Genomic DNA, 23,787 nt, shown 5'->3' with positions numbered 1-23,787 from the left:
ATTTCGCCAGGCAGAATGGAGGTACCGCCACGCGGTGTCGCCGACGAACGGACAAACCCGCTCTGACCGGCAAGGACACCTGCCCTGTCCAGGGTGGGGCGGACAACCGCCCGATAGGCTGCTCCCTCGCCTGCCAGTACCGAAAGGAACGCGCCGTGCCGACGTCAAGCGCCAGCACCACCGACGCCTCCAAAACCTCCGCCGCCAGCGGAGGAGTCCAGTCCCTCGAGCGCGCCTTCGACCTCCTCGAGCGGATGGCCGACGCGGGGGGCGAGGTCGGCCTCAGCGAGCTCTCCGCGAGCAGCGGCCTGCCCCTTCCGACCATCCACCGCCTGATGCGTACGCTCGTGGCCTGCGGCTACGTCCGCCAGCAGGCCAACCGGCGCTACGCGCTCGGCCCGCGGCTCATCCGGCTCGGCGAGTCGGCGTCCCGGCTGCTCGGCACCTGGGCCCGGCCGTATCTGACGCGTCTGGTCGAGGAGACCGGCGAGACCGCGAACATGGCGCTGCTCGACGGCGACGAGATCGTGTACGTGGCGCAGGTGCCCTCAAAGCACTCCATGCGGATGTTCACCGAGGTCGGCCGCCGGGTCCTGCCGCACTCCACGGGCGTGGGCAAGGCGCTGCTCGCGTACACCGCGCCGGATGAGGTGCGCGCGCTACTCGCCCGCACCGGCATGCCGGCCGCGACGGAGAAGACGATCACCACGGCGGAGGGCTTCCTCGACGCCCTGGAACAGGTGCGGCGCGCCGGGTACGCGGTCGACGACAACGAGCAGGAGATAGGAGTCCGCTGCTTGGCGGTGTCAGTGCCCAACTCCCCCACGCCCGCGGCCATTTCGATCTCGGGCCCGGCCGGCCGGGTCACCGAGGCGGCCACCGACCGGATCGTCCCGATCCTCCAGGGCATCGCCGACGAACTGTCGACGGCGCTCGCGAACACGAGCGCTAGTTCCTGAGCCCGCCCCTGGCCGCGCCAGTGGCCCCGCCCCCGGCCGCGCCGGCGGCGCTCAGCGCGCGTGCGCCCGGGGTGCGCTCAGGCGTCCGTCCGTCATGGTCACCACGGCGTCCATCCGGTCCAGATGGGCGCGGTCGTGGGTGACGAGGACGGTGGCCGTGCCACGCTCGCGGGTGAGGGTGAGCAGGAGGTCGAGGACCGCGGCGCCCCGCTCGTGGTCGAGCGCGCTGGTGGGCTCGTCGACCAGGAGGACGGCGGGGTCGTTCATGAGGGCCCGGGCGATGTTGATCCGCTGACGCTGGCCGCCGGAGAGCTGATGGGGGCGGCGGTGGGCCTGCCCGTCGAGCCCCACGGCGGCCAGCGCCTCCAGGGCGCGCTCGCGGGTCCGGCGGGGCCCGTGGCCCGCGAGGTGGGCCATCACCTGAAGCTGTTCGAGGGCGGTGAGCGCGGGCAGCAGGTTGGGCTGCTGGAAGACGATGCCGACGCGGTCGCGGCGCAGCGCGGCCTTCGCGGCGGGGCTGAGCGCGCCGGTGTCGGTCCCGGCCACCACCACCCGTCCGACCTCCGGCGCGACCAGGGTCGCCGCGACGGCGAGCAGGCTGGACTTGCCGGAGCCCGAGGGGCCCGCGCAGGCCGTGACCGTACCGGCGGCGACGGAAAGGCTCACGCCGTCGAGCGCGGTGAGGCGGCCCTCGCCGTCCGGGTAGGTCAGGGTGACGCCGTCCAGCAGGAGGGGCGGATTCGTGGACGGGTTCATCGGGCACTCCCGAGCGCGGTCAGCGGGTCGACGGCGGTGATGCGCCGGATGGACAGGGCGGCGCCGAGCACGCCGAGGACGATCAGGACGGCGGCGGGGCCGAGCGTGGTGGCGGAATCGAGGACGAAGGGCACGGAGGCGCCGACGAGCGACCCGGCCAGCGCGGCGAGACCGGTGCCGATGAGCGTGCCGGCCGTCAGCATCACGACCGCCTGGCCCAGCGCGTCCTTGAGGAGGTAGGGCGTCGAGGCGCCGAGCGCCTTCAGGACGGCGATGTCGCCGCTGCGCTGGATCGTCCAGATGGTGAAGAACGCGCCGACGACCAGCGCGGAGATGACGAAGAGAAAACCGCGCATCAGCTGGAGCGAGCCGTTCTCCGCCTGGTAGGAGGGGAGCGCCGAGAGCGCCCCCGCCAGGGTCAGGGTCGTGGTGCCGAGCGCCTTGTCGGTGGCGGCGAGATCCGCGCCGTCCTTGAGGGTGAGCGCGACGACGGTCGCGGGGGCGTCGGGCGCGAGGGCGGTCCACACGACCGGGGTGTGGCTGTAGGAGTCCTCACCCGTGACCGCCGCCACGCTCAGCGTCCGGCCCCCCAGTGTCAGCCGGTCGCCCGCCTTCGCGGCCAGCTCAACGGCCGCGCCCCGGGACAGGACCACCGATCCGGCGCGCACCTCGAAGGGCGCGAGAGGCGATCTCGGCGGTACGGCGAAGCAGGAGACCGCCGCGGTGCGCTCGCCCGCCTTCGCGTTCAGCGTGGAGATGGCCAGCGGCTCGGCATCGCGCACCCCCGGCGCCTGCCGCCAGGCGCGCCAAGTTGCGCTCGGTACAACGGAGTTGGTGAAGGACGCCGACTGTCCCGACGGCGGCGCGGCGAAGGCGAGCCGGTCGGCGGGCAGCGCGCCGACGGCCGATGTGTTGTCCCGTGCCAGGCCCGCGGTCAGCCCGGACAGCAGCCCCACCAACAGGGTGATGAGCACCACGACCGTACCCATCAACGCGAACCGGCCCTTGGCGAACCGGAGATCTCTCCATGCGACGAACATGGAACCAACCCTGGCGTCCCAGGACCGCCGCCACATCGCGCCCCGGCAGGCCCGTCGGCGTCGAAAGGCGGAGCGGCACATCAAACTTTCGGTTGACCGCGAGCGCGGGCCCGGCCCGTACGCTGGACGGGCTATGTATTCCGCTCCCGTACGCCCCCACACCCCCGTCGCCCCCCTGCTGCGCCTGTGTCTGCACACACTGCTCGGCGGTCTCCTCGCGCTCGCTGTGGCGCGCTCGGTGAGCGACGGCGCACCGCACGCGGCGGCGGTGGGGGCGGTGGCCGTCCTCATGGCGGCGGTGTACGCGGCCGGTGTCGCGCTGCCGTCGGTGCGCCCACGCGGTTCTGGCGCGGCGTGGTGGCTCGGGGCGCTCGGCGCGGTCTGGCTCGCGCTGCTCGTCGTCACCGCCGACGCGCTGTGGGTCGCCTTCCCGCTCTACTTCCTGCTGCTGCACCTGCTGGCGCCGCGCTGGGCGCTGCCGGCCGTGCTGGTCACGGCGGGCGCGGCCATCGCGAGTTTCGTACTGCACGGGCAGGGGGTCACGCCGGGCGCCTTCATAGGGCCGCTGCTCGGCGCGGCGGTCGCGGTGGCGACCGTGCTCGGCTATGACGCGCTGTACCGGGAGAGCGAGCGGCGCCGTGAACTGATCGACGAGCTGGTGGCGACGCGGGCCGAGCTCGCGGAGGCCGAGCGCACCGCGGGCACCCTGGCCGAGCGCGAGCGCCTGGCCCGCGAGATCCACGACACCCTCGCCCAGGGCCTGTCCTCCATCCAGCTGCTGCTGCGCGCCGCCGAACGCGCGCTGCCGGCCGGCGCCCCGGCCCGCGACCACGTCGAGCAGGCGCGCCGCGCGGCGCAGGACAACCTGGCCGAGGCCCGCCGCTTCGTGAAGGCCCTCACCCCGCCCGACCTGGAACGCGGCTCGCTCCCCTGCGCCCTGGAGCGGCTGTGCGCGGGGACGGGAGACGTGGCGGTGCAGTTCGGCGTGAGCGGCACCCCCGTCGAGCTTCCGACGCCGTACGAGGTGGCCCTGCTGCGCGTCGCGCAGTCGGCGCTCGCCAACACGGTGCGGCACGCGGGAGCGGACCGGGCCGAGATCACGCTGAGCTTCATGGACACCTCCGTCGCCCTCGACGTGGTCGACGACGGCCGCGGCTTCGACCCGGCGGACGGGCGGCCCCTGGGCAGCGGCGGCTTCGGTCTTCCCGCGATGCGCTCGCGCGCCCGGTCGCTCGGCGGCACGCTGAGTGTGGAGTCGGCGCCCGGCCAGGGCACCGCCGTCGCGATCACGCTGCCGCTGCCCGTGGCGGGTGCCCGGTGAGCGCCCCCATCCGGCTGCTGCTCGCCGACGACCATCCCATCGTGCGGGCCGGGCTGCGCGCGGTCCTGGACACCGAGCCCGACTTCGCCGTGGCCGGGGAGGCGGCGAGCGCCGAGCGCGCGGTGGAGCTGGCCGCGACGGGGGCGTACGACGTCGTCCTCATGGATCTTCAGTTCGGGGCCGGGACGCACGGCGCCGAGGCCACCGCGCGGATCACGGCGCGGCCCGGCGCACCGCGTGTCCTGGTCCTCACCACGTACGACACGGACGCGGACATCCTCGCGGCGGTGGAGGCGGGGGCGGCGGGCTATCTGCTCAAGGACGCGCCTCCCGAGGAACTGGCGGCGGCGGTACGCACGGCCGCGTCGGGGCAGTCGGCGCTCGCCCCGGCCGTGGCGCACCGGCTCATGGACCGGATGCGGATGCCCGAGCGGGCGCTGACGCGGCGCGAGCTGGAGGTTCTGCGGCTTGTGGGGGACGGGCTGTCCAATCAGCGGATCAGCAAGCAGCTGTTTCTGAGCCAGGCGACGGTCAAGTCCCATCTGGTCCACATATACGCCAAGTTGGGGGTGGACTCCCGCACGGCAGCGGTGGCGGCGGCCACGACACGCCGCCTGATCCGCCCCCCGGGCTGAGGTTGCCGACGCGGGCCGACACCGGGTGCGCAGGGGGCGCAGGGGGCCGAGACTGCCCATGCGGGCCGGCACCAACCCCGCCAGGGCGCGGGGGCCTGGGGTTACGCATGCAGGGCCCGCAGCAACCCCGCCAGGGGCGCCGGGAGGCCCGAGGTTACCCACGCGGGCCGGCACCGACCCCGCCAGGGGGTGGGGGCCGAGGCTGCCCATGCGGGCCGGCACCAACCCCGCCAGGGGCGCGGGGAACTGCGCGCCCGGCCATCCACGGTCCGCAGCCGGGATTCCCTGGGGCTCCGCCCCAGACCCCCATTCGGCCTGAACGGCCTCGTCCTCAAGCGCCGGACGGGCTGAGGATGCCCGTGCCGGCCCACAGCGAGTAGTCAGGGGCGCGGGGAACTGCGCGCTCAGCCACCCACGACCCGCAGCCAGGGTCCCTGAGGCTCCGCCCCAGACCCCGTTCGCGCTGAACGCGCTCGTCCTCAATCGCCGGACAGGCTGAGGATGCCCATGCGAGCCCGCGCCAGATACTCAGCGGGCTGAGGATGCCCGTGCCGGCCCGCGCCAGATGCTCAGCCGCGCAGGGGGGCTCAGGATGCCCATGCAGCCCCGCGCCAGATGCTCAGCCGGCTGAGGTTGCCCGTGCGGGCCCGCACCCAGGGTCGAACAGGACTCAGGGGCGCGGGGAACTGCGCAATGGCGCCCCGGTACGCTGATTGGCCTGGCAAACGAGGGCCACACGCAGGCCAATTCCAGGAGACCCGCATGGCAGGCACCCCCGCGCTCAAGGACACCGCGCCCCACCCCACCCGCACCCTGCGCGGCCGCCAGCTCGCGGCGCACGTCACCGCCCTCACCGCCCCGCGCCCCGGCTACCGCCCCCTCGCCCGGGCCATCCGCACCCTCCTCCTGGACGGCCGCATCCCGCTGCGCACCCGGCTGCCCGCCGAGCGGGAGCTCGCCGTCGCCCTGGAGGTCAGCCGGGCCACCATCACCGCGGCCTACGATCTGCTGCGCGAGAGCGGCTACGCCGTCAGCCGGCGCGGGGCCGGCACCTGGACCGAACTGCCCACCGGCGCGAACCCATCCAATGTGGCCCGCTACCAGGCGCCGGACGGCGTCATCGACCTCGCCATGGCCGCCCCCGACGCCCCCGCCGCGGAACTGGCCGCCGCGTTCGAGCTCGCCGGGTCCGAACTGGCCCGGCACGCCGCGACCACCGGCTACCACCCCCTCGGCCTGCCCGAGCTGCGCGCCGCCGTCGCCGAGCGCTACACCCGGCGCGGCCTGCCCACCCTGCCCAACCAGATCCTGATCACCACGGGCGCCCAGTCCGCGGTGTCCTTGGTGGTGAACCTCATCGGCCGGCCCGGGGACCGGGCGCTGGTGGAAAGCCCCTCGTACCCCAACGGCCTGGACGCCGTGCGCCACGCCGGTCTTCGCCTCACTCCCGTACCGGTGAGCGAGGACGGCTGGGACAGCGAACTCCTGCACTGCGCGCTGCGCCGGACCGCGCCCCGGCTCGCGTATCTCATCCCGGACTTCCACAACCCCACCGGCGAGCTCATGAGCGCGGACCAGCGCGCCGGGCTGCTGCGCGCGGCGCGGGGCACCGGCACCTGGCTGCTCATCGACGAGACCCTGGCCGAGATCGCCCTGGACGCGCCCGCGCCCGCGCCGTTCGTGTCCCTGGCCCACCGGGGCGAATCCGAGCAGATCGTCACGGTGGGCTCGCTCAGCAAGACCCATTGGGGCGGTCTGCGCATCGGCTGGGTACGGGCGGGCTCGCGGCTCATCACCGAACTGGCCGCGCTGCGCGTCCATGTCGACCTGGCCCCCTCGCTGGTCGACCAGCTGCTCGCCAAGGCGCTGCTGCCCGGCATGGACGAGGTGCTGCGCGCCCGGCTGCACCAGCTGCGGGAGCGCCGGGACGCGCTCGCCGCCGCGCTCGGGCGCCATCTGCCCGGGTGGCGCTGGCGGACGCCGCCCGGCGGGCTCTGCCTCTGGGTCGATCTCGGCGCCCCGGTCGCGGGGGCGCTGGCCCGGGCGGCGCGGACCCACGGCGTGAGCATCGAGCCGGGTTCCCGTTTCGCCGCGGACCCCGGCACCCACGAGCATCGCCTCCGGCTCCCCTTCGTACGCGAGCCGGCGGTCCTGGAGGAGGGGGTGCGCCGGCTGGCCGCGACGCTCGACGCGGGCCTGCCGGCGTTCACGGGCGAGCCGGGCCGCCCCCACTGGGTGGCCTGAACTCCCCGGCGGAGAGGGCGAGTTCGGACACTCGTACCCGGCCCCCGTCAGTACCGCCCCGGCGTGCCGCCGAAGAGCTCGACCGCCTCGCGGACCTCGGCGACCGCGCCCGCCAGCGCGCTGACGGAGCCGATCGAGCCCGCGATCAGTAACAGCGAGCGCCGCAGCCGGGGCACCTCGGGGACCCCGCCGATGGCCATCGCCTCCAGCGCCGCGAGCTCGTCCTCTGCCACGGCCCGGTCGGGGAACTCCACCGGGTGTCCGGCCAGCTGTCGGCGCAGCCGGGACACGGCGGCCCGCAACGCGCTCACTCTGGGGTCCTCGCCGCTGCCGGCCACGGCCCTCTGCTCCACTCCTCGCAACAAAAGTCCTCCCCCACGCACGTCCTTGTGCAGGTGTTCAGAACCCGTACAGCGAAGGTCAACTGCCGGGATGCGCGGGCCAGTTAACGCCATGCGATGTGTCGTGCGCCACTACGGGGACGGAATTGGGGAAACGCGGGAGGTATATCTGGGGCCATGACGCGATCAACCACACAGACGGCGCGGGTCACCGGACTGCTGCTCGCGGCGGGCGGCGGCCGGCGGCTCGGCGGACGGCCCAAGGCGCTGCTCACCCACCGGGGCCGGCCGCTCGTCGAGAACGCGATCCGGGCGCTGCGCGAGGGCGGCTGCGACACGGTGTACGTGGTGCTCGGCGCCGCGGCCGACGAGGTGCGGGCCCGGGCCGACCTGAGGGGGTGCGTGCTGGTCGACAACCCCGGCTGGGCCGACGGCATGGGCTCCTCGCTGCGCGCGGGCCTGGAAGCGCTGGCCGCCTCGGGGGGCCGGGCCGGCGGGGCCGGGGCCGCGCTGGTGAGCCTGGTCGACCAGCCGGGCATCGGCGCGGCGGCGATCGCGCGGGTGCGCGCCGCCCACCGTTCGGGCGACTGCCTCGTGGCGGCCTCGTACGACGGCAGGCGCGGGCACCCGGTCCTGTTCGGCGCGGCCCGCTGGGCGGACATCGCCGCGTCCGCGACGGGCGACCGGGGCGCCCGCGCCTACCTGAAGGCCCATGAGGACGAGATCACGCTCGTCGAATGCGGGGACGTGGCCGAGCCCTACGACATCGACACCGAGGCGGATCTGAGCCGTCTCCAGTAGATCTGGAGTACACAGGGAAGGACGGGACAGCAGATTCGAGGACGCCCGGTAAGGGCCGGGGACACGGAGTGAACGGGGTGGCACCCAGAGCCATGGTCCCTCGACCCGAAGAATCTCGACATCAACAAACCATTGAACTTCCACCATGAGGAAACTACTATCCACTGTTCAGAAGCGCTCGTCAGATCAGGCGGCGCCCACAGTCGTATCTCGGAGCCCTGGCACTGAGTGCCATTGCATGGCGACCCGGCGGCCGTCAGGGCATCCCCGCGAAGGAGTGACAGCTCATGTCCGCACCAGCGCCGTCTCCGCTGGCCATCGTCGATGCCGAGCCCCTGCCCCGGCAGGAAGAGGTCCTTACCGACGCGGCCCTCGCCTTCGTGGCGGAGCTGCACCGGAACTTCACGGGGCGCCGCGACGAGCTCCTGGCCCGCCGCAAGGACCGCAGGAGCGAGATCGCCCGCACCTCCACGCTGGACTTCCGCCCCGAGACCGCCGCGATCCGCGCGGACGAGTCCTGGAAGGTCGCGCCCGCGCCGGCCGCGCTGAACGACCGCCGCGTGGAGATCACCGGTCCGACCGACCGCAAGATGACCATCAACGCCCTGAACTCGGGCGCGAAGGTCTGGCTCGCCGACTTCGAGGACGCCTCTGCCCCCACGTGGGAGAACGTCGTCCTCGGCCAGCTCAACCTGATCGACGCCTATGAGCGCCGCATCGACTTCACCGACGCCACCTCGGGCAAGTCGTACGCCCTCAAGGACGCCGACCAGCTCGCGACCGTCGTCATGCGCCCGCGCGGCTGGCACCTGGAGGAGCGCCACCTCCAGTTCGACGGCCGCCCGGTGCCCGGCGCCCTGGTCGACTTCGGCCTGTACTTCTTCCACAACGCCCAGCGCCTGATCGCCCTCGGCAAGGGCCCGTACTTCTACCTCCCGAAGACGGAGTCGTACCTGGAGGCCCGCCTCTGGAACGACATCTTCGTCTTCGCGCAGGACTACGTGGGCGTCCCCCGGGGCACCGTCCGCGCCACCGTCCTGATCGAGACGATCACCGCGGCGTACGAGATGGAGGAGATCCTGTACGAGCTCCGCGATCACGCGGCGGGGCTGAACGCGGGCCGCTGGGACTACCTCTTCTCCATTGTGAAGAACTTCCGGGACGGCGGCGAGAAGTTCGTCCTGCCCGACCGCAACGCGGTGACGATGACGGCGCCCTTCATGCGCGCCTACACCGAACTCCTCGTCCGCACCTGCCACAAGCGCGGCGCGCACGCGATCGGCGGCATGGCCGCGTTCATCCCCTCGCGCCGTGACGCCGAGGTGAACAAGGTCGCCTTCGAGAAGGTCAAGGCCGACAAGGACCGCGAGGCGGGCGACGGTTTCGACGGCTCGTGGGTGGCCCACCCCGACCTGGTCCCGATCGCGATGGCCTCCTTCGACGCGGTGCTCGGCGACCGGCCGAACCAGAAGGACCGGCTGCGCGAGGACGTCTCGGTGGCCCCCGGCGATCTGATCGCCATCGACTCCCTGGACGCGAAGCCCACGTATCAGGGCCTGGTCAGCGCGGTCCAGGTCGGCATCCGTTACATCGAGGCGTGGCTGCGCGGCCTCGGCGCGGTCGCCATCTTCAACCTGATGGAGGACGCGGCCACCGCCGAGATCTCGCGCTCGCAGATCTGGCAGTGGATCAACGCCGGTGTCGTCTTCGAGCACGACGGGAAGACGGTCCGGGCCACGGCCGACCTCGCCCGCCAGGTGGCCGCCGACGAACTCGCCGCGATCCGCGCGGAGATCGGCGAGGACGCCTTCGCGGCCGGCAAGTGGCAGCAGGCCCACGACCTCCTCCTTCAGGTCTCCCTCGACGCCGACTACGCCGACTTCCTGACCCTGCCGGCGTACGACCAACTCGTCGGCTGATCACGGCAGTTGTCGCGATGCCCGCCCCCGCTACCGCACAGCACCGGGGGCGCGGCCGCGCCGGGCGGGCGCGCGTCAGGTGAACGCCGCGCCCACCGCCACGAACGCGCAGATCAGCACGGCCAGGACCGCGAGCAGCGGGGCCACGAAGCGCAGATACTTGTCGTAGCCCACCTTCGCCAGGGCCACGCCGCCGATGGTGACGGCGGTGGTCGGGACCCACAGGTTCATCCAGCCGCTCGCCGCCTGCCAGGCGGTCACCACGACCGCGCGCGAGACGCCCGCGAAGCCGGCGAGCGGAGCCAGGATCGGCATCGCGAGGGTGGCATGGCCCGAGGTTGAGGGGATCAGGAAGGCCAGGGGAAGGTTCACCACGAAGACCAGCACGGCGAACACGGCGGACGGCGCGCCCTTCACGACGCCCTCGATCGAGTGCAGCACCGTGTCCGTGATCCCCGAGTTGTTCATGATCACCGTGACGCCCCTGGCCAGCACGATGACCAGGGCCGGGGAGATGAAGTCCGCCGCGCCCTGGATGATCGTCGAGCTCAGCCGCGCCTCCCCCAGCCGGGCCGCGATGCCCACCAGGGCCGCCGCCACCAGGAAAAGGGCCGCCAACTGCGGGAAGGACCAGCCCAGTTCCCAGGGGTAGGGGGTGGCGTCCGCCCTGCCGGTCAGCGCGCTCGACCACGGCACCACCGAGAAGATCATGAAGGCGAAGACGAGGGTGAGCAGGACCAGGACCAAGCGGTGGGTACGGGTCAGCTCGGGTGGCCCGGCCCCGTCCTCCTGATCCGTCCGCGCGTGCTCCCGGTCCCCGGGCAGGAACCCGGTCAGGGACTTCGCCGGGTCCCGCTGGACGCGGCGGCCGTAGCGGATGACGTACGCGATGGACACCGCCGTCAGGGCCAGCCACATCACGAAGCGCAGCGCGATGCCGTCGCCGAGCGAGATCCCCGCTGCCGAGGAGGCGACGCCCGTCGCGAACGGGTTGACCGTCGAGCACAGCACGCCGATGCCCGCGCCCACGATGATCGTGCCCGTCGCGACCAGACGGTCGTAGCCGAGCGCCAGCATCAGCGGCACGATCAATCCGTAGAAGCCAAGCGTCTCCTCGGCGAAGCCCTCGACCGTGCCGAGGACGGAGAAGACCGTCATCACGCCCGCGATCAGGAGCGCGCCCCGCGCGCGCAGACGGTGGGCGAGCAGACCGATCCCCCGGTCGAGGGCGCCGGTGGCGAAGACCACCGTGATGAACGCGCCGATGGCGAGGACGAAGAGGAACACCCCGGCGCTGCCGTACAGTTCGCCGGCCATGGTGGGGCCGACCCGGCCGGACTTGGCGTCCTGGATGCCGTAGAGCCCGTTGACCGGGGAGAGGAAGAGGTCGCTGAGGCGGTCGGTGAAGCTCTGGCCGGTGCCGGCGCGGTGATAGGTGCCCTGGACGGGCGCGCCGTCGGCGTTGCGCTCGTACGCGCCCGAAGGGATGACGAACGCCAGGAGCCACACCGCCAGGGTGACGACCGCGAGAATCGTGAGCGCACTGGGAAAGCGCATCCGGCTGTCCGGCGCGCCGGAGGGCGGCGCTGCCCCGGCCTGCGCCCGCGGGTCCTGGTCGGCGTCCATGGGCTCAATGGACCACGCCGGACCCGCCCGCGCATCCGGTGCTCACCCGGGTGCCGCGGGCCGCCCGGGTCACTGGCCCGCCGTGGCCCGGTGAGCCCGATGCTGCGACAATCCGGCGGGGGGCGGCCCGGGCCCGGGCGGCACGCTGTCGGACGAGACTGCGAGGGTGTGGGGATGCGGGGAGGGCGAGTCGCCATCGTCGGCGGGAGCATCGCGGGGTGCGCGGCGGCGCTGGCCGCGCACCGGGGTGGCGCCGAGGAGATCACGGTGTACGAGCGGGCCACGGGCCGGCTGGCCGACCGGGGCGTGGGACTGGCGATGCACAACGACCGTTACGCCGAACTGGAGGCCGGCGGATTCGTGACGGCTTCGATGCCATGGCTCCAACTGACCAGGCGCGCCTGGTACGTTCGCGACGGCTCGGCCCCGATGGGCCGCCTGGTGGGCACGCTGCCCTTCCCCTTCCGCACCTACAACTGGGGCCCGCTCTGGCGCGAACTGCGCGCCCGCGTACCGGAGTCGGTGGACTTTCGCCCCGGCGCGGTCGTCGACCAAGTGGAAGTCGACCCCGATGGCGTCGAGTTGAGGACCGCGGCCGGGGGACCGGACCGTTTCGACTTCGTGGTGGGCTGCGACGGCTACCGCTCCGTGGTCCGCGCGGCCGCCTGCCCCGAGGTCCGCCCGCAGTACGCCGGCTATCTCGCCTGGCGCGGCGCGTTCCCCGTCGAGCGGCTGCCCGACGAGAGCCGCTGGCCGGTGGAGGACTGCGTCTATGTCGTCTTCGACGGCGGGCACGCCGTCATCTACCGCATCCCCGACGGCCGGGGCGGCCACCGCGTCAACTGGGTGCTCTACGCGGCGCCGCCCGCCGGTCACGATCTCGGGCTCGACTCCCCCACCAGCCTGCCGCCCGGCACCCTGACGCAGGAGCTGCGCGCTCACGCCCGCCACCTGGCGGACCATCACATGCCGCCGTTCTGGGGCGAGTTGGTGCGTCTGACCGCGCCGGACGAGCTGTTCATCCAGCCGATGTACGACTTCACCGCGCCCCGGTACGCGACCGGACGCGTCGCGCTGAGCGGTGACGCCGCCACGGTGGCACGGCCGCACACCGGCGGTGGCGCGGTGAAGGCCCTCCAGGACGCCACCGCCCTGGCCGGCGCGCTGTCCTCGGCCACGACCTGGCCCGAGGCGGTGGCCGCCTACGACGCCGGCCGCGCGGCGGTCGGGCGCGGCATGGTCGAACTCGGACGAGGTCTCGGCCTCGGGCTCGTCCAGCGGACCCCCGACTGGAGCGCCATGGACCAGACCGGCCTTGAGGCATGGTGGCGCCGGGCGGACGGTTCGAACGCGTTCGGCGGCCGCAGGCTCGCGTGAGGCCATCCGGGGGCGCCCATCAGGGGGCCACCACCGCCGGCTGCGCCCAGAGTCGCCCCACTCCCCGTCCGCGAGCCGGGCGCGCAGCTCCACGCCGTGGTGGGTGCCGACGGGCCGGTGACCGTGAAGTTGCGGGGGGTGAGGCCCGTGGACCTTTCGCGCGGGCCCGCGATGATTTTCCGGCTCGCGCGCGGTCTCTCCTTCATGAACACCGATCCGAGCACCGATCCGAGCACCGACGCCGACGTCCGGCGCGCCCACCCCGATCTCGGCCCCGCGGCCGCCGAGCTGGTCCGCCTGCTCGACGGCGTGGGTGACGATCAGCTGTCCGCGCCGACGCCGTGCCCCGAGTACCCCCTGCGGGACCTGCTCGCCCATGTGCTGGGTCTGAGCGTGGCCTTCCAGGACGCCGCCCGCAAGGTGCGCGGCCCTTCGACCGGCACCGCTCCGAGCTCGGCGGCGCCGCCGGCGCTGCCCGACGACTGGCGCGCCGCTCTGCCCCGCAACCTCGCCGCCATGGCCGAGGCCTGGCGGGACCCGGCGGCCTGGGAGGGCGACACGCAGATCGGCGGCCTCGACCTGCCGGGCGCGGTCAGCGGCCGCGTAGGCCTGGACGAACTGGTCGTGCACGGCTGGGACGTGGCCCGCGCCACCGGGCAGGACTACCACCCCTCCACCGCCGACCTGGAGGTCTCCCGGGCCTTCCTCGCACCGTCCAAGGACGATCCGGCCGCCCGTGGCGGTGCGTTCGGACCCGCCGTCGACGTGGCCGACAGCGCCCCTCTGCTCGACCGCGTGATCGGCCTGAGCGGGCGCGACCCGGGCTGGTCGCGCAACGGCCTGTCCGGCGGATCTGGTCGCCTCCTGTAAGGCTCAGCTTCTCCACCCTGGTGAGCGGGGGCCTGGTGCGTCCAGCTGCAAGGCGGAGGAGGGCGGCGACGCGGAGCGTCGGCAACCGACGACAACGCGGCAGATGGGCGTGCCAGGGCCGCGCGTCCCAGACAAGATCCGCCGGACAGGCCGCTAGCGCGCGGCCCAGTGGGCGGGGCGTGCCAGGGCGGACGGGATCCGGGTCGCCCGGTCGCCCTTCGCCGCGTTCAGCTGGGCCTGGGTGAGGAAGAACGCGTCGGTCAGATCGGCGCCGTCGAGCAGCGCGTCGCGGAAGTCCGCGCCGATCAGGTCGGCCACGCGCAGATCGGCGCCGCGCAGGTCGGCGGCGATCACGAGCGCGCCCCGCAGGTTCGCGCCGCGCAGGTCGGCGCCCTTGAGGCGAGCGCCCATCAGGTCGGCCCCGCGCCGGTCCTTGCCCTTCTTGCCCTTGAACTCCGCCCTGGTCAGTTCGCTCGCCTTCAGGAGCAGGCGGTTGACCCCGTCGCGGTGGGCAGCCACGTCCAGGTCGCGCAGCTCGTCGGGGGCGAGCTCGGTGAACGCCTCCGTCTCGCGCAGCGCCGCGCGCAATTCGTCGTGCACGGGCCGGGCCTTGGGCAGCGCGAGCGCTTCGGTGACGTACCACAGCAGCTCGTGGAGCTGACGCATCACCGGAAAGACCTCGAACATCGCGGCGGCGCTCTTGGGAGCCGTGCGCCAGTCGCGGCCCTTGAAGGTGTGCTGGGAGACCTTCTGGCCGGCCCCGAAGCAGTCGTACACGGTGCAGCCCTGGAAGCCCTTGGCGCGCAGGTCCCGGTGGATGCCGCAGCTGAACTCGCCCGTGAGGTTCGGGCAGGGCCGGCCGGCCGGCTTGTCGATCGCGAAGTCGGCGGACGCCGTGTAGGCGAGGGCCACACAGCACAGGCCGAAGCAGTCGCCGCAGTCGGAGACGAGGTTCAGACGGGTCGCGCCGGGCGCCGGGGCGACTGTCTCGTGGTTCTCGGACAACGTGCGGGACTCCTGTGATGTGCGGTGACAGCAGCCCGCCAGTCTAGCCGCACCGGCCCGTCCGGCCGCGCCAGGGTCCGTGCGCGCGGGGGCGGTCGCGGCCCTCGGCCATGTGCCGCCACCGCCTCAACTTCCTTGTGTCACAGGGGTGTACGGGCGCTCCGGCGCAGTGGTAGGAAAGTTTCCTAACAGAACACCGGAGCGACCGACTCCCTGTGGAGGTCCACGTGCACACCCCCCACGGCACCACCCCCGCACGTCGTACCAGGATCGTCATCCGCGCCTTGCTCGGCGCCGCGCTGCTCGCGGTTCCGGTCACGGCCTACGCCGCCGACGACCCGGCCGCCGCGCCGGCGGACAATGTGACGGTGATCAACGCCGCCGCGACCGGGCTCGACGACCCGGCGAAGAAGGACATAGCCATGCAGCTCGTCTCCAGCGCGGAGAACTCCTCGCTGGACTGGAAGGCGCAGTACAAGTACATCGAGGACATCAAGGACGGCCGGGGCTACACCGCCGGCATCATCGGGTTCTGCTCGGGCACCGGTGACATGCTCGACCTGGTCAGGCTCTACACCGCGCGCAACCCCGGCAACGTCCTCGCGAAGTACCTGCCGGCTCTGGAGAAGGTGAACGGAAGCGACTCCCACAAGGGACTGGACCCGAACTTCACCAAGGACTGGAAGACCGCCGCGTCGGAGACGGCCTTCAAGGAGGCCCAGAACGACGAGCGGGACCGGGTGTACTTCGACCCGGCCGTCAAGCAGGGCAAGTCCGACGGGCTCGGCACGCTCGGCCAGTTCATCTACTACGACGCCATCGTGATGCACGGTGACGGCACCGACCCGACCAGCTTCAGCTCCATCCGCAAGCGCGCCCTGGCCAAGGCGAAGACCCCGGCCAAGGGCGGCAACGAGACGACGTATCTCGACGCCTTCCTCGACGCCCGCGTGTGGGCGATGAAGCAGGAGGAGGCGCACAGCGACACCAGCCGGGTCGACACCGAACAGCGGGTCTTCCTCAAGAAGGGCAATCTCGGCCTGAACACGCCGCTGGACTGGAAGGTCTACGGCGACCCGTACCACATCGGATAACTCCCCCACCGCGGACGGCGGGTACGGCGGCGAGGAGGCCGCCGTACCCGTCGTTCCCGTGTGCGCCGCCCTCTTCGGTGGCTGGACCCGGACGAGTTCGGCGATTGCGCTTTACGGAACCTTTGCGGCCCGTATTCTCTCCTTCACCAGATCATCACAGGAATCCCGAACGCCCGAGAGAGTCCGCCGCATGCGCATATCTGAATCAGCCGTCCGCACTCTGCTCGTCTCCGGCCTGCTCGGTGCGCTCGCCCTCACCACGACGGGCTGTCAGGACGACACCACGAAGACCCCGGCGGCCACGGTGTCGGCCGCGACCCCGTCGCAGTCCGCCGCGCCGTCGCCGTCGCCGTCACAGTCGGCCGACGAGAGCCCGACGCCAAGCCCGGCGCGGACCGACGACGCGACGCCGACCGCTCCCCCCGCCGCCGCCAAGACCCCGGCCACCGGGACCGTACCGAAGCCGAAGCCCAAGGGGCCGAGCGTGCCGCCCCCGATGAACGGCGGCGGCGAGAAGGTCAGCGGGGGCAGCGGCGGGGGCAGCAGCGCCTCGTACAAGAACTGCGCCGCCGCCCGCGCCGCCGGGGTCACTCCCCTGCACCGGGGCGAGCCGGGTTACGCCGCGCACCTGGACCGGGACGGCGACGGCGTGGCCTGCGAGTAGCGCCCGGGACCGGTCGGGCCGTCCGTCCGTCAGTGCAGGGCGGCCTCCGGTTCGGCCATGGGCAGGACCCCGGCCTCGGCCCCCTCGTCATCGGAGCGGCGTGAACCGAGGTGGTTGAAGGCGAGGTTGAGCACGATCGCCACGACACAGCCGGTGGATATGCCGGAGTCGAGGACGACGAGCAGCTTGTCGGGGAAGGCGTGGTAGAAGTCGGGCTTGGCTATCGGTATCAGGCCGACGCCGACCGAGGCGGCCACGATGAGAGCGTTCTCACCCTTCTCCAGCGCGGCCGTGGAGAGCGTCTGGATGCCGCTCGCGGCCACCGAGCCGAAGAGCACGATGCCCGCGCCGCCGAGCACCGGCAGTGGCACCAGGGAGATCACCGAGGCGGCGACGGGACTCAGGCCGAGCGCCACGAGGATGAGACCACCGGTCGCCACCACGAACCGGCTGCGCACCTTGGTCATCGCGACGAGCCCGATGTTCTGCGCGAAGGCGCTGGCCATGAAGCCGTTGAAGACGGTGCTGAGCACGGATCCCAGGGTGTCGGCGCGCAGGCCGGCCGCGATGGTCTCCTGATCGGCCGGACGCTCGACGATCTTGCCGAGCGCCAGCATGTCGGCCGTGGACTCCGTCATGCACACGAGCATCACGATGCACATCGAGACGATCGCGGCGATGTCGAACTGCGGGGCGCCGAAGTGGAAGGGGGTCGGAAAGCCGACGACATCCGCGTTCTTGATGGCGTCCAGGCTGGTCTTGCCCATGGGGATCGCGATGACCGATCCCGCCACGAGGCCGAGCAGGATGGCGATCTGCTGCATGAAGCCGTGCAGGAGTTTGCGCAGCGCGAGCACGATGACCAGGGTGATCGCGGCGAGCGCGAGGTTGGAGAGCGAACCGTAGTCCCCGGCCTTCTCGTTGCCGCCGGAGGACCAGTTGAAGGCGACGGGCAGCAACGAGACACCGATCAGGGTGATCACGGTGCCGGTGACGACCGGCGGGAAGAAGCGGACGAGCCTGCCGAAGTAGGGAGCGGCCAGGAAGCCGAGCAGTCCGGCGACGATCACGCCGCCGAGTATGACGGGGATCGCGTGGCCGCCGTGCTCCTTGCCGATGGCGATCATCGGGGTGACACCGGCGAACGAAACCCCGTTCACGAAGGGCAACTTGGCGCCGATCTTCCAGATCCCGAGAGTCTGGAGGAGCGTGGCGAGCCCCGCGGTGAACAGGCTCGCGGCGACCAGGAACGCGGTCTCCTTGGCGTCGAGCCCCACGGCGGGACCGACGATCATGGGCGGGGCCACCACACCCGCGTACATGGCGGCCACGTGCTGGAGGCCGCTGGTGAACATCTTCAGTGGGGGAAGCGTCTCATCGACCGGGTGCTTCTCGCCGGTCTGGGCGGGGCGGACTGCGAAGTTGCGAAACCTGGGCTGTGCGGCCACGGCGGTTCCTCCGGTCGGTTACGCGTCGGCGGTGGACGCGGGTGTCTTGGAGGTGGTGCGTTGTGGTGCGTTGAGCAGCGGGAACAGGTGGTGCGAGGCAGTACGGGACAGCGCGGCTCGGCTGTGGTGTGCGCGGGGGCCCGGTCGGCGCGGGGTGGGGTTCCGGTGCGGGCGTGCCCCGGTCGAGCGGGCGTGGGTGGCGCCGCTCCCTGAAGTGACGGAGCGTCAATTGCCGTGCGGTGTACGGGAGGTGCGGTGGCGACGTGGCGATCGGGACGGGTTTCACCGTTCCGGGGGGTGCGTACGTCCTTGCAGTACGCACCCCCCGGCCCAGCTGCCGCGGACCCCGCTCGGGTCCGCGGCGACCGGCCGAGGGCCGTCCCCCTCGGCCGGACTCCTTGGGGTCAGGCCTGTGCGGCGATCCGGGCGAGGCGCTGGGCCTCTTCACGGGTCGCCACCGCGATGGCGTCCTCGTCGACCGTGGTGAGACGGTTGTCCTCGACGATCTGCTTGCCGTTCACGAACGAGGCGGTGACCGGTGCGGCGGCGCCGAAGACCAGCGCGGTGACCGGGTCGGCGATGGAGGCGTGGGCGATGGTGTCCAGCTTCCACAGCACGAAGTCCGCGAGCTTGCCGGCTTCGAGGGAGCCGATCTCGTCGGCGCGGCCGAGCACCTGGGCACCGCCGTAGGTGCCAAGGCGCAGCGCCTGACGGGCGCTGAGAGCGCTCTCGCGGTGCTGGGCGTTGAGGCGGTTGATGAGCAGCGCGTTGCGCAGCTCGGTGTGCAGCTCGCCCGACTCGTTGGACGCGGTGCCGTCCACACCGAGGCCCACCGGCACGCCGGCCGCCAGCATGTCCGGGACACGGGCGATGCCCGCGGCCAGACGCGCGTTGGAGGAGGGGCAGTGGGCGACGCCGGTGCCGGTGCGGGCGAAGGCGGCGATGTCGGAGTCGTTCATGTGGACGCAGTGCGCCATCCACACGTCGTTGCCGAGCCAGCCGGTCGACTCGAAGTAGTCGGTGGGGCCCATGCCGAACAGCTCCTTGCAGAACTGCTCCTCCTCCACGGTCTCCGAGCCGTGGGTGTGCAGCCGTACGCCCTTGGCGCGCGCCAACTCGGCGCCCTGCTTCATGAGTTCGGTGGAGACCGAGAAGGGCGAGCAGGGCGCGACGGCGACCTGCGTCATCGAGCCGAAGGTCGCGTCGTGGAAGCGGTCGACGGTCTCGGCGGTCGCCGAGAGCGCTCCCTCCAGGGTCTCCACGGCGAAGTCCGGCGGCAGACCGCCGTCCTTCTCGCTGCGGTCCATGGAGCCACGGGCCAGGGTGAAGCGCACGCCCATCTCGGAGGCCGCGCCGATGATCGCGCCGGACAGGTCGCCGGCGTCACGCGGGTAGACGTAATGGTGGTCCATGGCGGTGGTGACGCCGCCGCGGGCCATCATGGCGAGCGAGCCCTGGGCGGCGACGCGCCCCATCCGCTCGTCGATGCGCGCCCACGTCGGGTACAGGGCGACCAGCCAGTTGAAGAGGTTGTGGTCGGTGGCCAGACCGCGCGTGATCCACTGGTAGAAGTGGTGGTGGGTGTTGATCAGGCCCGGGGTGACCAGGTGTCCGGTGCCGTCGATGCGGCGGACCACGTTGTCCAGGCCCTTCGGGGCCTGGCCGGCTCCGATCGACTCGATCTTGTTGTCGGCGACGACGAGGTACCCGGAGGCGTACTCGGTGTCATTCGCGTCCACGGTGGCGATCGCACAGTTCTCGATGACGATGCGCTGGGGGGCTGCCGAAGGTGCCATGGTGCTTCCTTCTTCGATCAGTGGCGGTTGTGATGGGGCACGGCAGGACCCTACGAGGATTTGAGTGCCGGGGCCGCGACGCGGCTCCGGGTGCCGAGATGGTGGAAGAAAAGGTTGAGCAGGACCGCCGTGAGCGCTCCGGCGCTGATGCCGGACCCGAGCACGGTCTGTGCCCAGGCGGGGAATCCGGCGTAGAAGGTGGGCGCGGCGAGCGGGATGATGCCCGCCCCGAGTGCCACGGCGACCAGGATGATGTTGGAGCTGTCGTCGAGTCCGGCCTCGGAGAGGGTGCGGATACCGCTGACGGCTATGGAGCCGAACAGGACGATTCCGGCGCCGCCGAGCACGGGCATCGGGACCAGCGAGACCACCGCGCCGAGCATCGGGAAGGCGCCGAGCACCAGGAGGGCGCAGCCCGCGACGGCGACAACGTACCTGCTGCGCACGCGAGTCAGCGAGACGACGCCGACGTTCTGCGCGAACGCGCTGGTGGGGAAGCCTCCGAAGACGGGGCCGAGCAGGGTGGCGATGCCGTCGGTGCGCAGGCCGCGGGCGATGGTGCGTCCGTCGGTGCGGCGCTCGCAGATCTCTCCGATGGCCAGCATGCCGGCGCTGGACTCGGTCATCAGGACCAGCATCACGATGCACAGCGACAGGACGGCGGCCGGGTGGAACTCGGGCGCCCCGAAGGCGAAGGGCGTGGGCAGAGCGGCGACGGGCGCGGACCGCATGGCGGAGAAGTCCGCCATGCCGAACGGGACAGCGGCGAGCGTACCGATCAACAGGCCCAGCAGCAACGCCACTTGACGCACGAAGCCCCGGCCGAAGCGCTGGAAGAGCAGGATCACGACGAGGGTGAAGGCGGCGAGCGCCAGGTTGTCCATGGAGCCGAAGCCGGCGGCGCTCTTGTCGCCGCCCTGCGCCCAGGAGACGGGAACGGGCATCAGCGTGACGCCGATGAGCGTGATCACGACACCGGTCACCAGCGGCGGGAAGAAGCGCAGCAGCCGTCCGAAGAAGGGGCCGACCAGGAGGCAGAAGACCCCGGCCACCATCACCGCGCCGTAGATGGCGGGGAGTTGGTGGCCCTTGGCGCTGGTCTCGGCGATCGCGAGCATGGGCGCGATGCCGGCCGACGAGGCGGCGTTGACGAACGGGAGCCGGTTTCCGGCGAAGTTCGCCACGCCCAGGGTCTGAAGGACGGTGGCGAGCCCCGCGATGAGCAGACTGGCCGCGATGAGCCGGGTCTGTCCCGCGGTGTCCAGGCCGACGGCCTGGCCGATGATGAGCGGAGGGGTGACGACGCCCGCGTACATGGCGGCGATGTGCTGGAGCGCGGCGGGGACGAGCCGCGAGGCGGGAAGCTTTTCGTCCACCGGGTGCACGGCACCTTCAGGTGGGGTGGTACATGGGCCGTCGGCTGGTGCCGGCCCCATTGCAGGCTGTGCCATGAGAATCCCTCCGGTCTGGCCGGCCCCCGCCCGACTGCGGGCGGGCGGGGACGGTCAGTGCCGCGTCAGAGGTTGGTCATGTCGACCGGGATCTGCGGCTCGGCACCGTCACGCAGGACGGTCCCTTCGATCAGACCGTACGGACGGTCCGCCGCGAAGTAGACCTCGTTGTCGTTCTTGAGCCCGAACGGTTCGAGGTCCACGAGGAAGTGGTGGCTGTTCGGCAGCGAGAAGCGAACCTCGTCGATCTCGGACCGGCTGTTGATGATGCGCGAACCCATTTGGTACAGGGTCTGCTGGAGTGAGAGCGAGTACGTCTCGGCGAAAGCCTGGAGCATGTGCTTGCGCACCTGCTCGTAGGACTTCTCCCAGTTCGGCGCCTTCTGCTCGTCGTCGGTCCAGTTGAACCGCCAGCGGGCGGAGACACTGGTCGCCAGGATGCGGTCGTAGGCCTCCTGGAGCGTCGTGTACTTGTCCTTGACGTAGCCCCAGAACTCGGAGTTGGTCGAGTTCATCACCGTCAGGTCCTTGAGACCGGAGATGACCTCCCACTTCTCGCCGTCGTAGGTGATCTGGGAGACCCGGGTCTCCTGGCCCTTGCGGACGAAGGAGTGCTTGACGTCGTCGGAACCGATGAACTTCGAGTTGGCCTCGGAGGTCTCGATGCGGTCCCAGGCGAACTCCTCGATACGAATCCGCGCGATCTTGATCGGCTCCTGCGAGGTCACGAAGTGCCGCGCGAGGTGGATGCCGAACTGCTCGGCGGACTCGATGCCGTACTCCTTGGCGAAGGCGAACACCGTGTTCTTGGTGGTGTCCGTCGGGAGCACGTTGGCGTTGGAGCCCGAGTAGTGCACGTCCTCCATGTCGCCGGACAGGGCGACCGAGACGTTCAGGTCCTTGATGTGGTGCGTGTCGCCGTCCCGCGTGATCTTGACGACGCGGTTCTCTGCTTTGCCGTACTGGTTCTGGCCGAGAATCGTGGGCATGTCTGCTAGCTCCCTCGGTAAACGGAGTAGCCGAACGGGTTGAGCAGCAGCGGTACGTGGTAGTGCTCGCCCGGGGTGACGGCGAACGTGATCGCCACCTCCGGGAAGAACGCACCGCTGTCCCTTACGCGGGGGGCGTCCTGCTGCGCCTCGGCTTGCTTCTTGTCGCTGGACTGGTGGGTGGAGAAGTACTCCTCGACCGCGAAGTCGAGCCGTACGTGGGTGGTGCCTTCCGGCAGGGCCGGCAAGTCCTTGCAGCGCCCGTCCGCGTCGGTCGTGGAGCCGCCGAGCGCGGTCCACTGGGCACCGGAGCCCGAGCGGGCCGCGAGCGAGACGGCGACGTTCCCGGCGGGGCGTCCGACGCTGGTGTCCAGGATGTGCGTGGACACCGATGCGGTGGTGGCGGTGCTCATCAGTCCTTGTCCTCTTCTACGAGACGGGTCAGCCGGATTCGGTTGATCTTCCCGAGTTCGGTGCGCACGATCTCGCGCTCCTGCTCGGATGTGTTGCCGATCCGGGTCTTTACCGCATCGCGCATCTGCTCGCCGGTGGCGCCGGTCGCGCAGATCAGGAAGACATGGCCGAACTTGTCCTGGTAGGCCAGGTTCAGTTCGAGCAGCTCGGCCTTCAGGGCCTCGGAGGCCCCGGCCATGCCGCGTTGTTCACGGGCGGAGGTGGGGTCACCGGGCTTCGGCCGGCCGATCGGCGGGTGCCCGGCCATCGCCTCTTGAAGGTCCTTCACGGTCAGCTCGGCCAGAGCGGCGTCGCTTGCGGCGAAGAGGTCCTGCGCGGTGGCGTACGGGCGCCGGGCGAGCACCTTGCTCCCCCACACCGAACTGGCGCACACCTCGTGGAGCGCGGCGAGCGCCGCACTGTCCTGTGAGGTGTTGAACCGGGCGAGGCCCGGCGTCGAAGTCGAAGTCACGGCGGCCTCCGTGGCCTTGGTGCTGAACGGGCTGCGGATAGCTAACGCCCTGAGAAACATCCCGTCAACACTTTGTTGAAAACTTGGGATGACAAAAACCGCCGCCCGGCATCCGGACGGCGGTTCGTTGCATCAAGGGGCATCCCACTGGGCACCGAGGGTGCTCGCTCAGTCGCCCTTGGCGGTGTTTCCCCTGGTCAGATCCCTGTTCAGATCCCTGTTCAAGTAGTTGTAGACGGTGAAGCGGCTGACCCCGAGCGCCGAGGCGACCGTCTCCACGCCGTGCCGTACCGAGAAGGCGCCGCGCGCTTCGAGGGTCCGTACGGCGGACTGCTTGGCCTTGCGGTCCAGGGCCGCGAGCGGCATGCCGTGCCGGCGCTCCATGGCGGCGAGGATGTGATCCAGGGAGTCGGAGAGCTGCGGCAGGCGCACGGCCACCACGTCCTCGCCCTCCCAGGCGAGCACCACGTCGTCGGGCCGGGCGAGCGCGGGCGGCAGCACCTCCGCGCCCATCGCGTCCACGAGT

General features: G+C 71.8%; 22 protein-coding genes. 10 read left to right on the top strand and 12 right to left on the bottom strand.

From position 1 onward, the window contains the following. Positions 1-155: 155 nt before the first annotated feature. Entirely contained in the window at positions 156-959 is an 804-nt protein-coding gene (locus ABR738_RS31925) for an IclR family transcriptional regulator (RefSeq protein ID WP_350233401.1), read from the top strand. A 51-nt stretch (positions 960-1,010) separates the two neighbouring features. Here ABR738_RS31925 and ABR738_RS31920 read toward each other — a convergent pair whose 3' ends face one another. Together ABR738_RS31920 and ABR738_RS31915 are read right to left on the bottom strand one after the other, a co-directional pair. Continuing rightward, positions 1,011-1,715, bottom strand: coding sequence for an ABC transporter ATP-binding protein (locus tag ABR738_RS31920; protein ID WP_350233400.1), 705 nt, complete (start codon positions 1,713-1,715; stop codon positions 1,011-1,013). Continuing rightward, positions 1,712-2,755 carry an ABC transporter permease gene (locus tag ABR738_RS31915; protein WP_350233399.1) on the bottom strand — a complete coding sequence of 348 codons (1,044 nt, stop codon included), beginning with the start codon at positions 2,753-2,755 and terminating at the stop codon, positions 1,712-1,714. Before ABR738_RS31915 ends, ABR738_RS31920 begins: the two co-directional genes overlap by 4 nt. 133 nt (positions 2,756-2,888) lie before the next feature. On the opposite strand from ABR738_RS31915, the gene ABR738_RS31910 reads away from it, so the two are divergent. The 3 genes from ABR738_RS31910 (at position 2,889) to yczR (ending at position 6,955) form a co-directional block, all read left to right on the top strand. Further along, the gene (locus tag ABR738_RS31910) at positions 2,889-4,076 is read left to right on the top strand and encodes a sensor histidine kinase (RefSeq protein ID WP_350233398.1); all 1,188 of its coding nucleotides are present in this window, start codon (positions 2,889-2,891) and stop codon (positions 4,074-4,076) included. Further along, positions 4,073-4,711, top strand: coding sequence for a response regulator (locus ABR738_RS31905; RefSeq protein ID WP_350233397.1), 639 nt, complete (start codon positions 4,073-4,075; stop codon positions 4,709-4,711). Before ABR738_RS31910 ends, ABR738_RS31905 begins: the two co-directional genes overlap by 4 nt. 762 nt (positions 4,712-5,473) lie before the next feature. After that, positions 5,474-6,955 (top strand): MocR-like transcription factor YczR, encoded by a 1,482-nt coding sequence (gene yczR / locus ABR738_RS31900; protein WP_350233396.1) that lies wholly within the window; start codon positions 5,474-5,476, stop codon positions 6,953-6,955. 47 nt (positions 6,956-7,002) lie between these two features. Here yczR and ABR738_RS31895 read toward each other — a convergent pair whose 3' ends face one another. After that, positions 7,003-7,320 (bottom strand): DUF5955 family protein, encoded by a 318-nt coding sequence (locus ABR738_RS31895; RefSeq protein WP_350233395.1) that lies wholly within the window; start codon positions 7,318-7,320, stop codon positions 7,003-7,005. A 153-nt stretch (positions 7,321-7,473) separates the two neighbouring features. Here ABR738_RS31895 and ABR738_RS31890 point away from each other — a divergent pair, with 153 nt between their 5' ends. Then, positions 7,474-8,097, top strand: a complete 624-nt coding sequence (locus tag ABR738_RS31890; RefSeq protein WP_350233394.1) for a nucleotidyltransferase family protein — start codon at positions 7,474-7,476, stop codon at positions 8,095-8,097. Positions 8,098-8,384: 287 nt separating this feature from the next. Next, positions 8,385-10,016, top strand: a complete 1,632-nt coding sequence (gene aceB, locus ABR738_RS31885; protein WP_350233393.1) for a malate synthase A — start codon at positions 8,385-8,387, stop codon at positions 10,014-10,016. A gap of 75 nt (positions 10,017-10,091) precedes the next feature. Here the strand turns inward: aceB and ABR738_RS31880 are convergent, their stop codons facing one another. Next, entirely contained in the window at positions 10,092-11,573 is a 1,482-nt protein-coding gene (locus tag ABR738_RS31880; protein ID WP_350234830.1) for a YfcC family protein, read from the bottom strand. 243 nt (positions 11,574-11,816) lie between these two features. On the opposite strand from ABR738_RS31880, the gene ABR738_RS31875 reads away from it, so the two are divergent. Further along, complete coding sequence (locus ABR738_RS31875) at positions 11,817-13,019, top strand: FAD-dependent monooxygenase (RefSeq protein WP_350233392.1); 1,203 nt, start codon at positions 11,817-11,819, stop codon at positions 13,017-13,019. A gap of 204 nt (positions 13,020-13,223) precedes the next feature. Then, positions 13,224-13,889 (top strand): TIGR03086 family metal-binding protein, encoded by a 666-nt coding sequence (locus ABR738_RS31870; RefSeq protein WP_350234829.1) that lies wholly within the window; start codon positions 13,224-13,226, stop codon positions 13,887-13,889. Positions 13,890-14,042: 153 nt separating this feature from the next. On the opposite strand, the gene ABR738_RS31865 is transcribed toward ABR738_RS31870, so the two are convergent. Next, positions 14,043-14,894, bottom strand: coding sequence for a pentapeptide repeat-containing protein (locus tag ABR738_RS31865; protein ID WP_350233391.1), 852 nt, complete (start codon positions 14,892-14,894; stop codon positions 14,043-14,045). 227 nt (positions 14,895-15,121) lie between these two features. Between ABR738_RS31865 and ABR738_RS31860 the strand changes: the two genes are divergently transcribed. Both ABR738_RS31860 and ABR738_RS31855 read left to right on the top strand, forming a co-directional pair. After that, positions 15,122-15,988: a chitosanase gene (locus ABR738_RS31860; RefSeq protein WP_350233390.1), complete on the top strand. Its 867-nt coding sequence runs from the start codon at positions 15,122-15,124 to the stop codon at positions 15,986-15,988. Positions 15,989-16,178: 190 nt separating this feature from the next. Continuing rightward, on the top strand, positions 16,179-16,652 hold the full coding sequence (locus ABR738_RS31855; protein WP_350233389.1) for an excalibur calcium-binding domain-containing protein: 474 nt from the start codon (positions 16,179-16,181) through the stop codon (positions 16,650-16,652). Positions 16,653-16,681: 29 nt separating this feature from the next. On the opposite strand, the gene ABR738_RS31850 is transcribed toward ABR738_RS31855, so the two are convergent. The 7 genes from ABR738_RS31850 to ABR738_RS31820 all read right to left on the bottom strand — a co-directional run bounded on the left by ABR738_RS31850 (position 16,682) and on the right by ABR738_RS31820 (position 23,774). After that, complete coding sequence (locus ABR738_RS31850) at positions 16,682-18,100, bottom strand: nucleobase:cation symporter-2 family protein (protein WP_350233388.1); 1,419 nt, start codon at positions 18,098-18,100, stop codon at positions 16,682-16,684. Between the two features lie 404 nt (positions 18,101-18,504). Beyond that, entirely contained in the window at positions 18,505-19,896 is a 1,392-nt protein-coding gene (locus ABR738_RS31845) for an 8-oxoguanine deaminase (RefSeq protein ID WP_350233387.1), read from the bottom strand. A 50-nt stretch (positions 19,897-19,946) separates the two neighbouring features. Further along, the gene (locus ABR738_RS31840) at positions 19,947-21,347 is read right to left on the bottom strand and encodes a nucleobase:cation symporter-2 family protein (protein WP_350233386.1); all 1,401 of its coding nucleotides are present in this window, start codon (positions 21,345-21,347) and stop codon (positions 19,947-19,949) included. Positions 21,348-21,412: 65 nt separating this feature from the next. Further along, positions 21,413-22,336, bottom strand: a complete 924-nt coding sequence (gene pucL, locus ABR738_RS31835) for a factor-independent urate hydroxylase (protein WP_350233385.1) — start codon at positions 22,334-22,336, stop codon at positions 21,413-21,415. A gap of 5 nt (positions 22,337-22,341) precedes the next feature. Then, positions 22,342-22,749, bottom strand: a complete 408-nt coding sequence (uraH, locus tag ABR738_RS31830) for a hydroxyisourate hydrolase (protein ID WP_350233384.1) — start codon at positions 22,747-22,749, stop codon at positions 22,342-22,344. After that, complete coding sequence (gene uraD / locus ABR738_RS31825) at positions 22,749-23,261, bottom strand: 2-oxo-4-hydroxy-4-carboxy-5-ureidoimidazoline decarboxylase (RefSeq protein WP_350233383.1); 513 nt, start codon at positions 23,259-23,261, stop codon at positions 22,749-22,751. The genes uraH and uraD overlap by 1 nt, the downstream gene beginning before the upstream one ends. A gap of 168 nt (positions 23,262-23,429) precedes the next feature. After that, a complete protein-coding gene (locus ABR738_RS31820; protein ID WP_350234828.1) occupies positions 23,430-23,774 on the bottom strand; it encodes a helix-turn-helix domain-containing protein in 345 nt (114 codons plus the stop codon). Positions 23,775-23,787: the final 13 nt, after the last annotated feature.

The organism is Streptomyces sp. Edi4 (assembly GCF_040253615.1).
GTDB lineage: Bacteria > Actinomycetota > Actinomycetes > Streptomycetales > Streptomycetaceae > Streptomyces.
This window is presented reverse-complemented; position numbering and strand designations above follow the sequence as displayed.

Excerpts from the sequence above, each read along its gene's own strand:
- pucL (WP_350233385.1), bottom strand. The coding sequence starts at position 22,336 with ATGCCCACGATTCTCGGCCAGAACCAGTACGGCAAAGCAGAGAACCGC.
- ABR738_RS31910 (WP_350233398.1), top strand. The coding sequence starts at position 2,889 with ATGTATTCCGCTCCCGTACGCCCCCACACCCCCGTCGCCCCCCTGCTG.
- yczR (WP_350233396.1), top strand. The coding sequence starts at position 5,474 with ATGGCAGGCACCCCCGCGCTCAAGGACACCGCGCCCCACCCCACCCGC.
- ABR738_RS31820 (WP_350234828.1), bottom strand. The coding sequence starts at position 23,774 with ATGGGCGCGGAGGTGCTGCCGCCCGCGCTCGCCCGGCCCGACGACGTG.
- uraH (WP_350233384.1), bottom strand. The coding sequence starts at position 22,749 with ATGAGCACCGCCACCACCGCATCGGTGTCCACGCACATCCTGGACACC.
- ABR738_RS31880 (WP_350234830.1), bottom strand. The coding sequence starts at position 11,573 with ATGCGCTTTCCCAGTGCGCTCACGATTCTCGCGGTCGTCACCCTGGCG.
- ABR738_RS31875 (WP_350233392.1), top strand. The coding sequence starts at position 11,817 with ATGCGGGGAGGGCGAGTCGCCATCGTCGGCGGGAGCATCGCGGGGTGC.
- ABR738_RS31920 (WP_350233400.1), bottom strand. The coding sequence starts at position 1,715 with ATGAACCCGTCCACGAATCCGCCCCTCCTGCTGGACGGCGTCACCCTG.
- ABR738_RS31890 (WP_350233394.1), top strand. The coding sequence starts at position 7,474 with ATGACGCGATCAACCACACAGACGGCGCGGGTCACCGGACTGCTGCTC.
- ABR738_RS31870 (WP_350234829.1), top strand. The coding sequence starts at position 13,224 with ATGAACACCGATCCGAGCACCGATCCGAGCACCGACGCCGACGTCCGG.
- ABR738_RS31845 (WP_350233387.1), bottom strand. The coding sequence starts at position 19,896 with ATGGCACCTTCGGCAGCCCCCCAGCGCATCGTCATCGAGAACTGTGCG.
- ABR738_RS31840 (WP_350233386.1), bottom strand. The coding sequence starts at position 21,347 with ATGGCACAGCCTGCAATGGGGCCGGCACCAGCCGACGGCCCATGTACC.
- aceB (WP_350233393.1), top strand. The coding sequence starts at position 8,385 with ATGTCCGCACCAGCGCCGTCTCCGCTGGCCATCGTCGATGCCGAGCCC.
- ABR738_RS31915 (WP_350233399.1), bottom strand. The coding sequence starts at position 2,755 with ATGTTCGTCGCATGGAGAGATCTCCGGTTCGCCAAGGGCCGGTTCGCG.
- ABR738_RS31855 (WP_350233389.1), top strand. The coding sequence starts at position 16,179 with ATGCGCATATCTGAATCAGCCGTCCGCACTCTGCTCGTCTCCGGCCTG.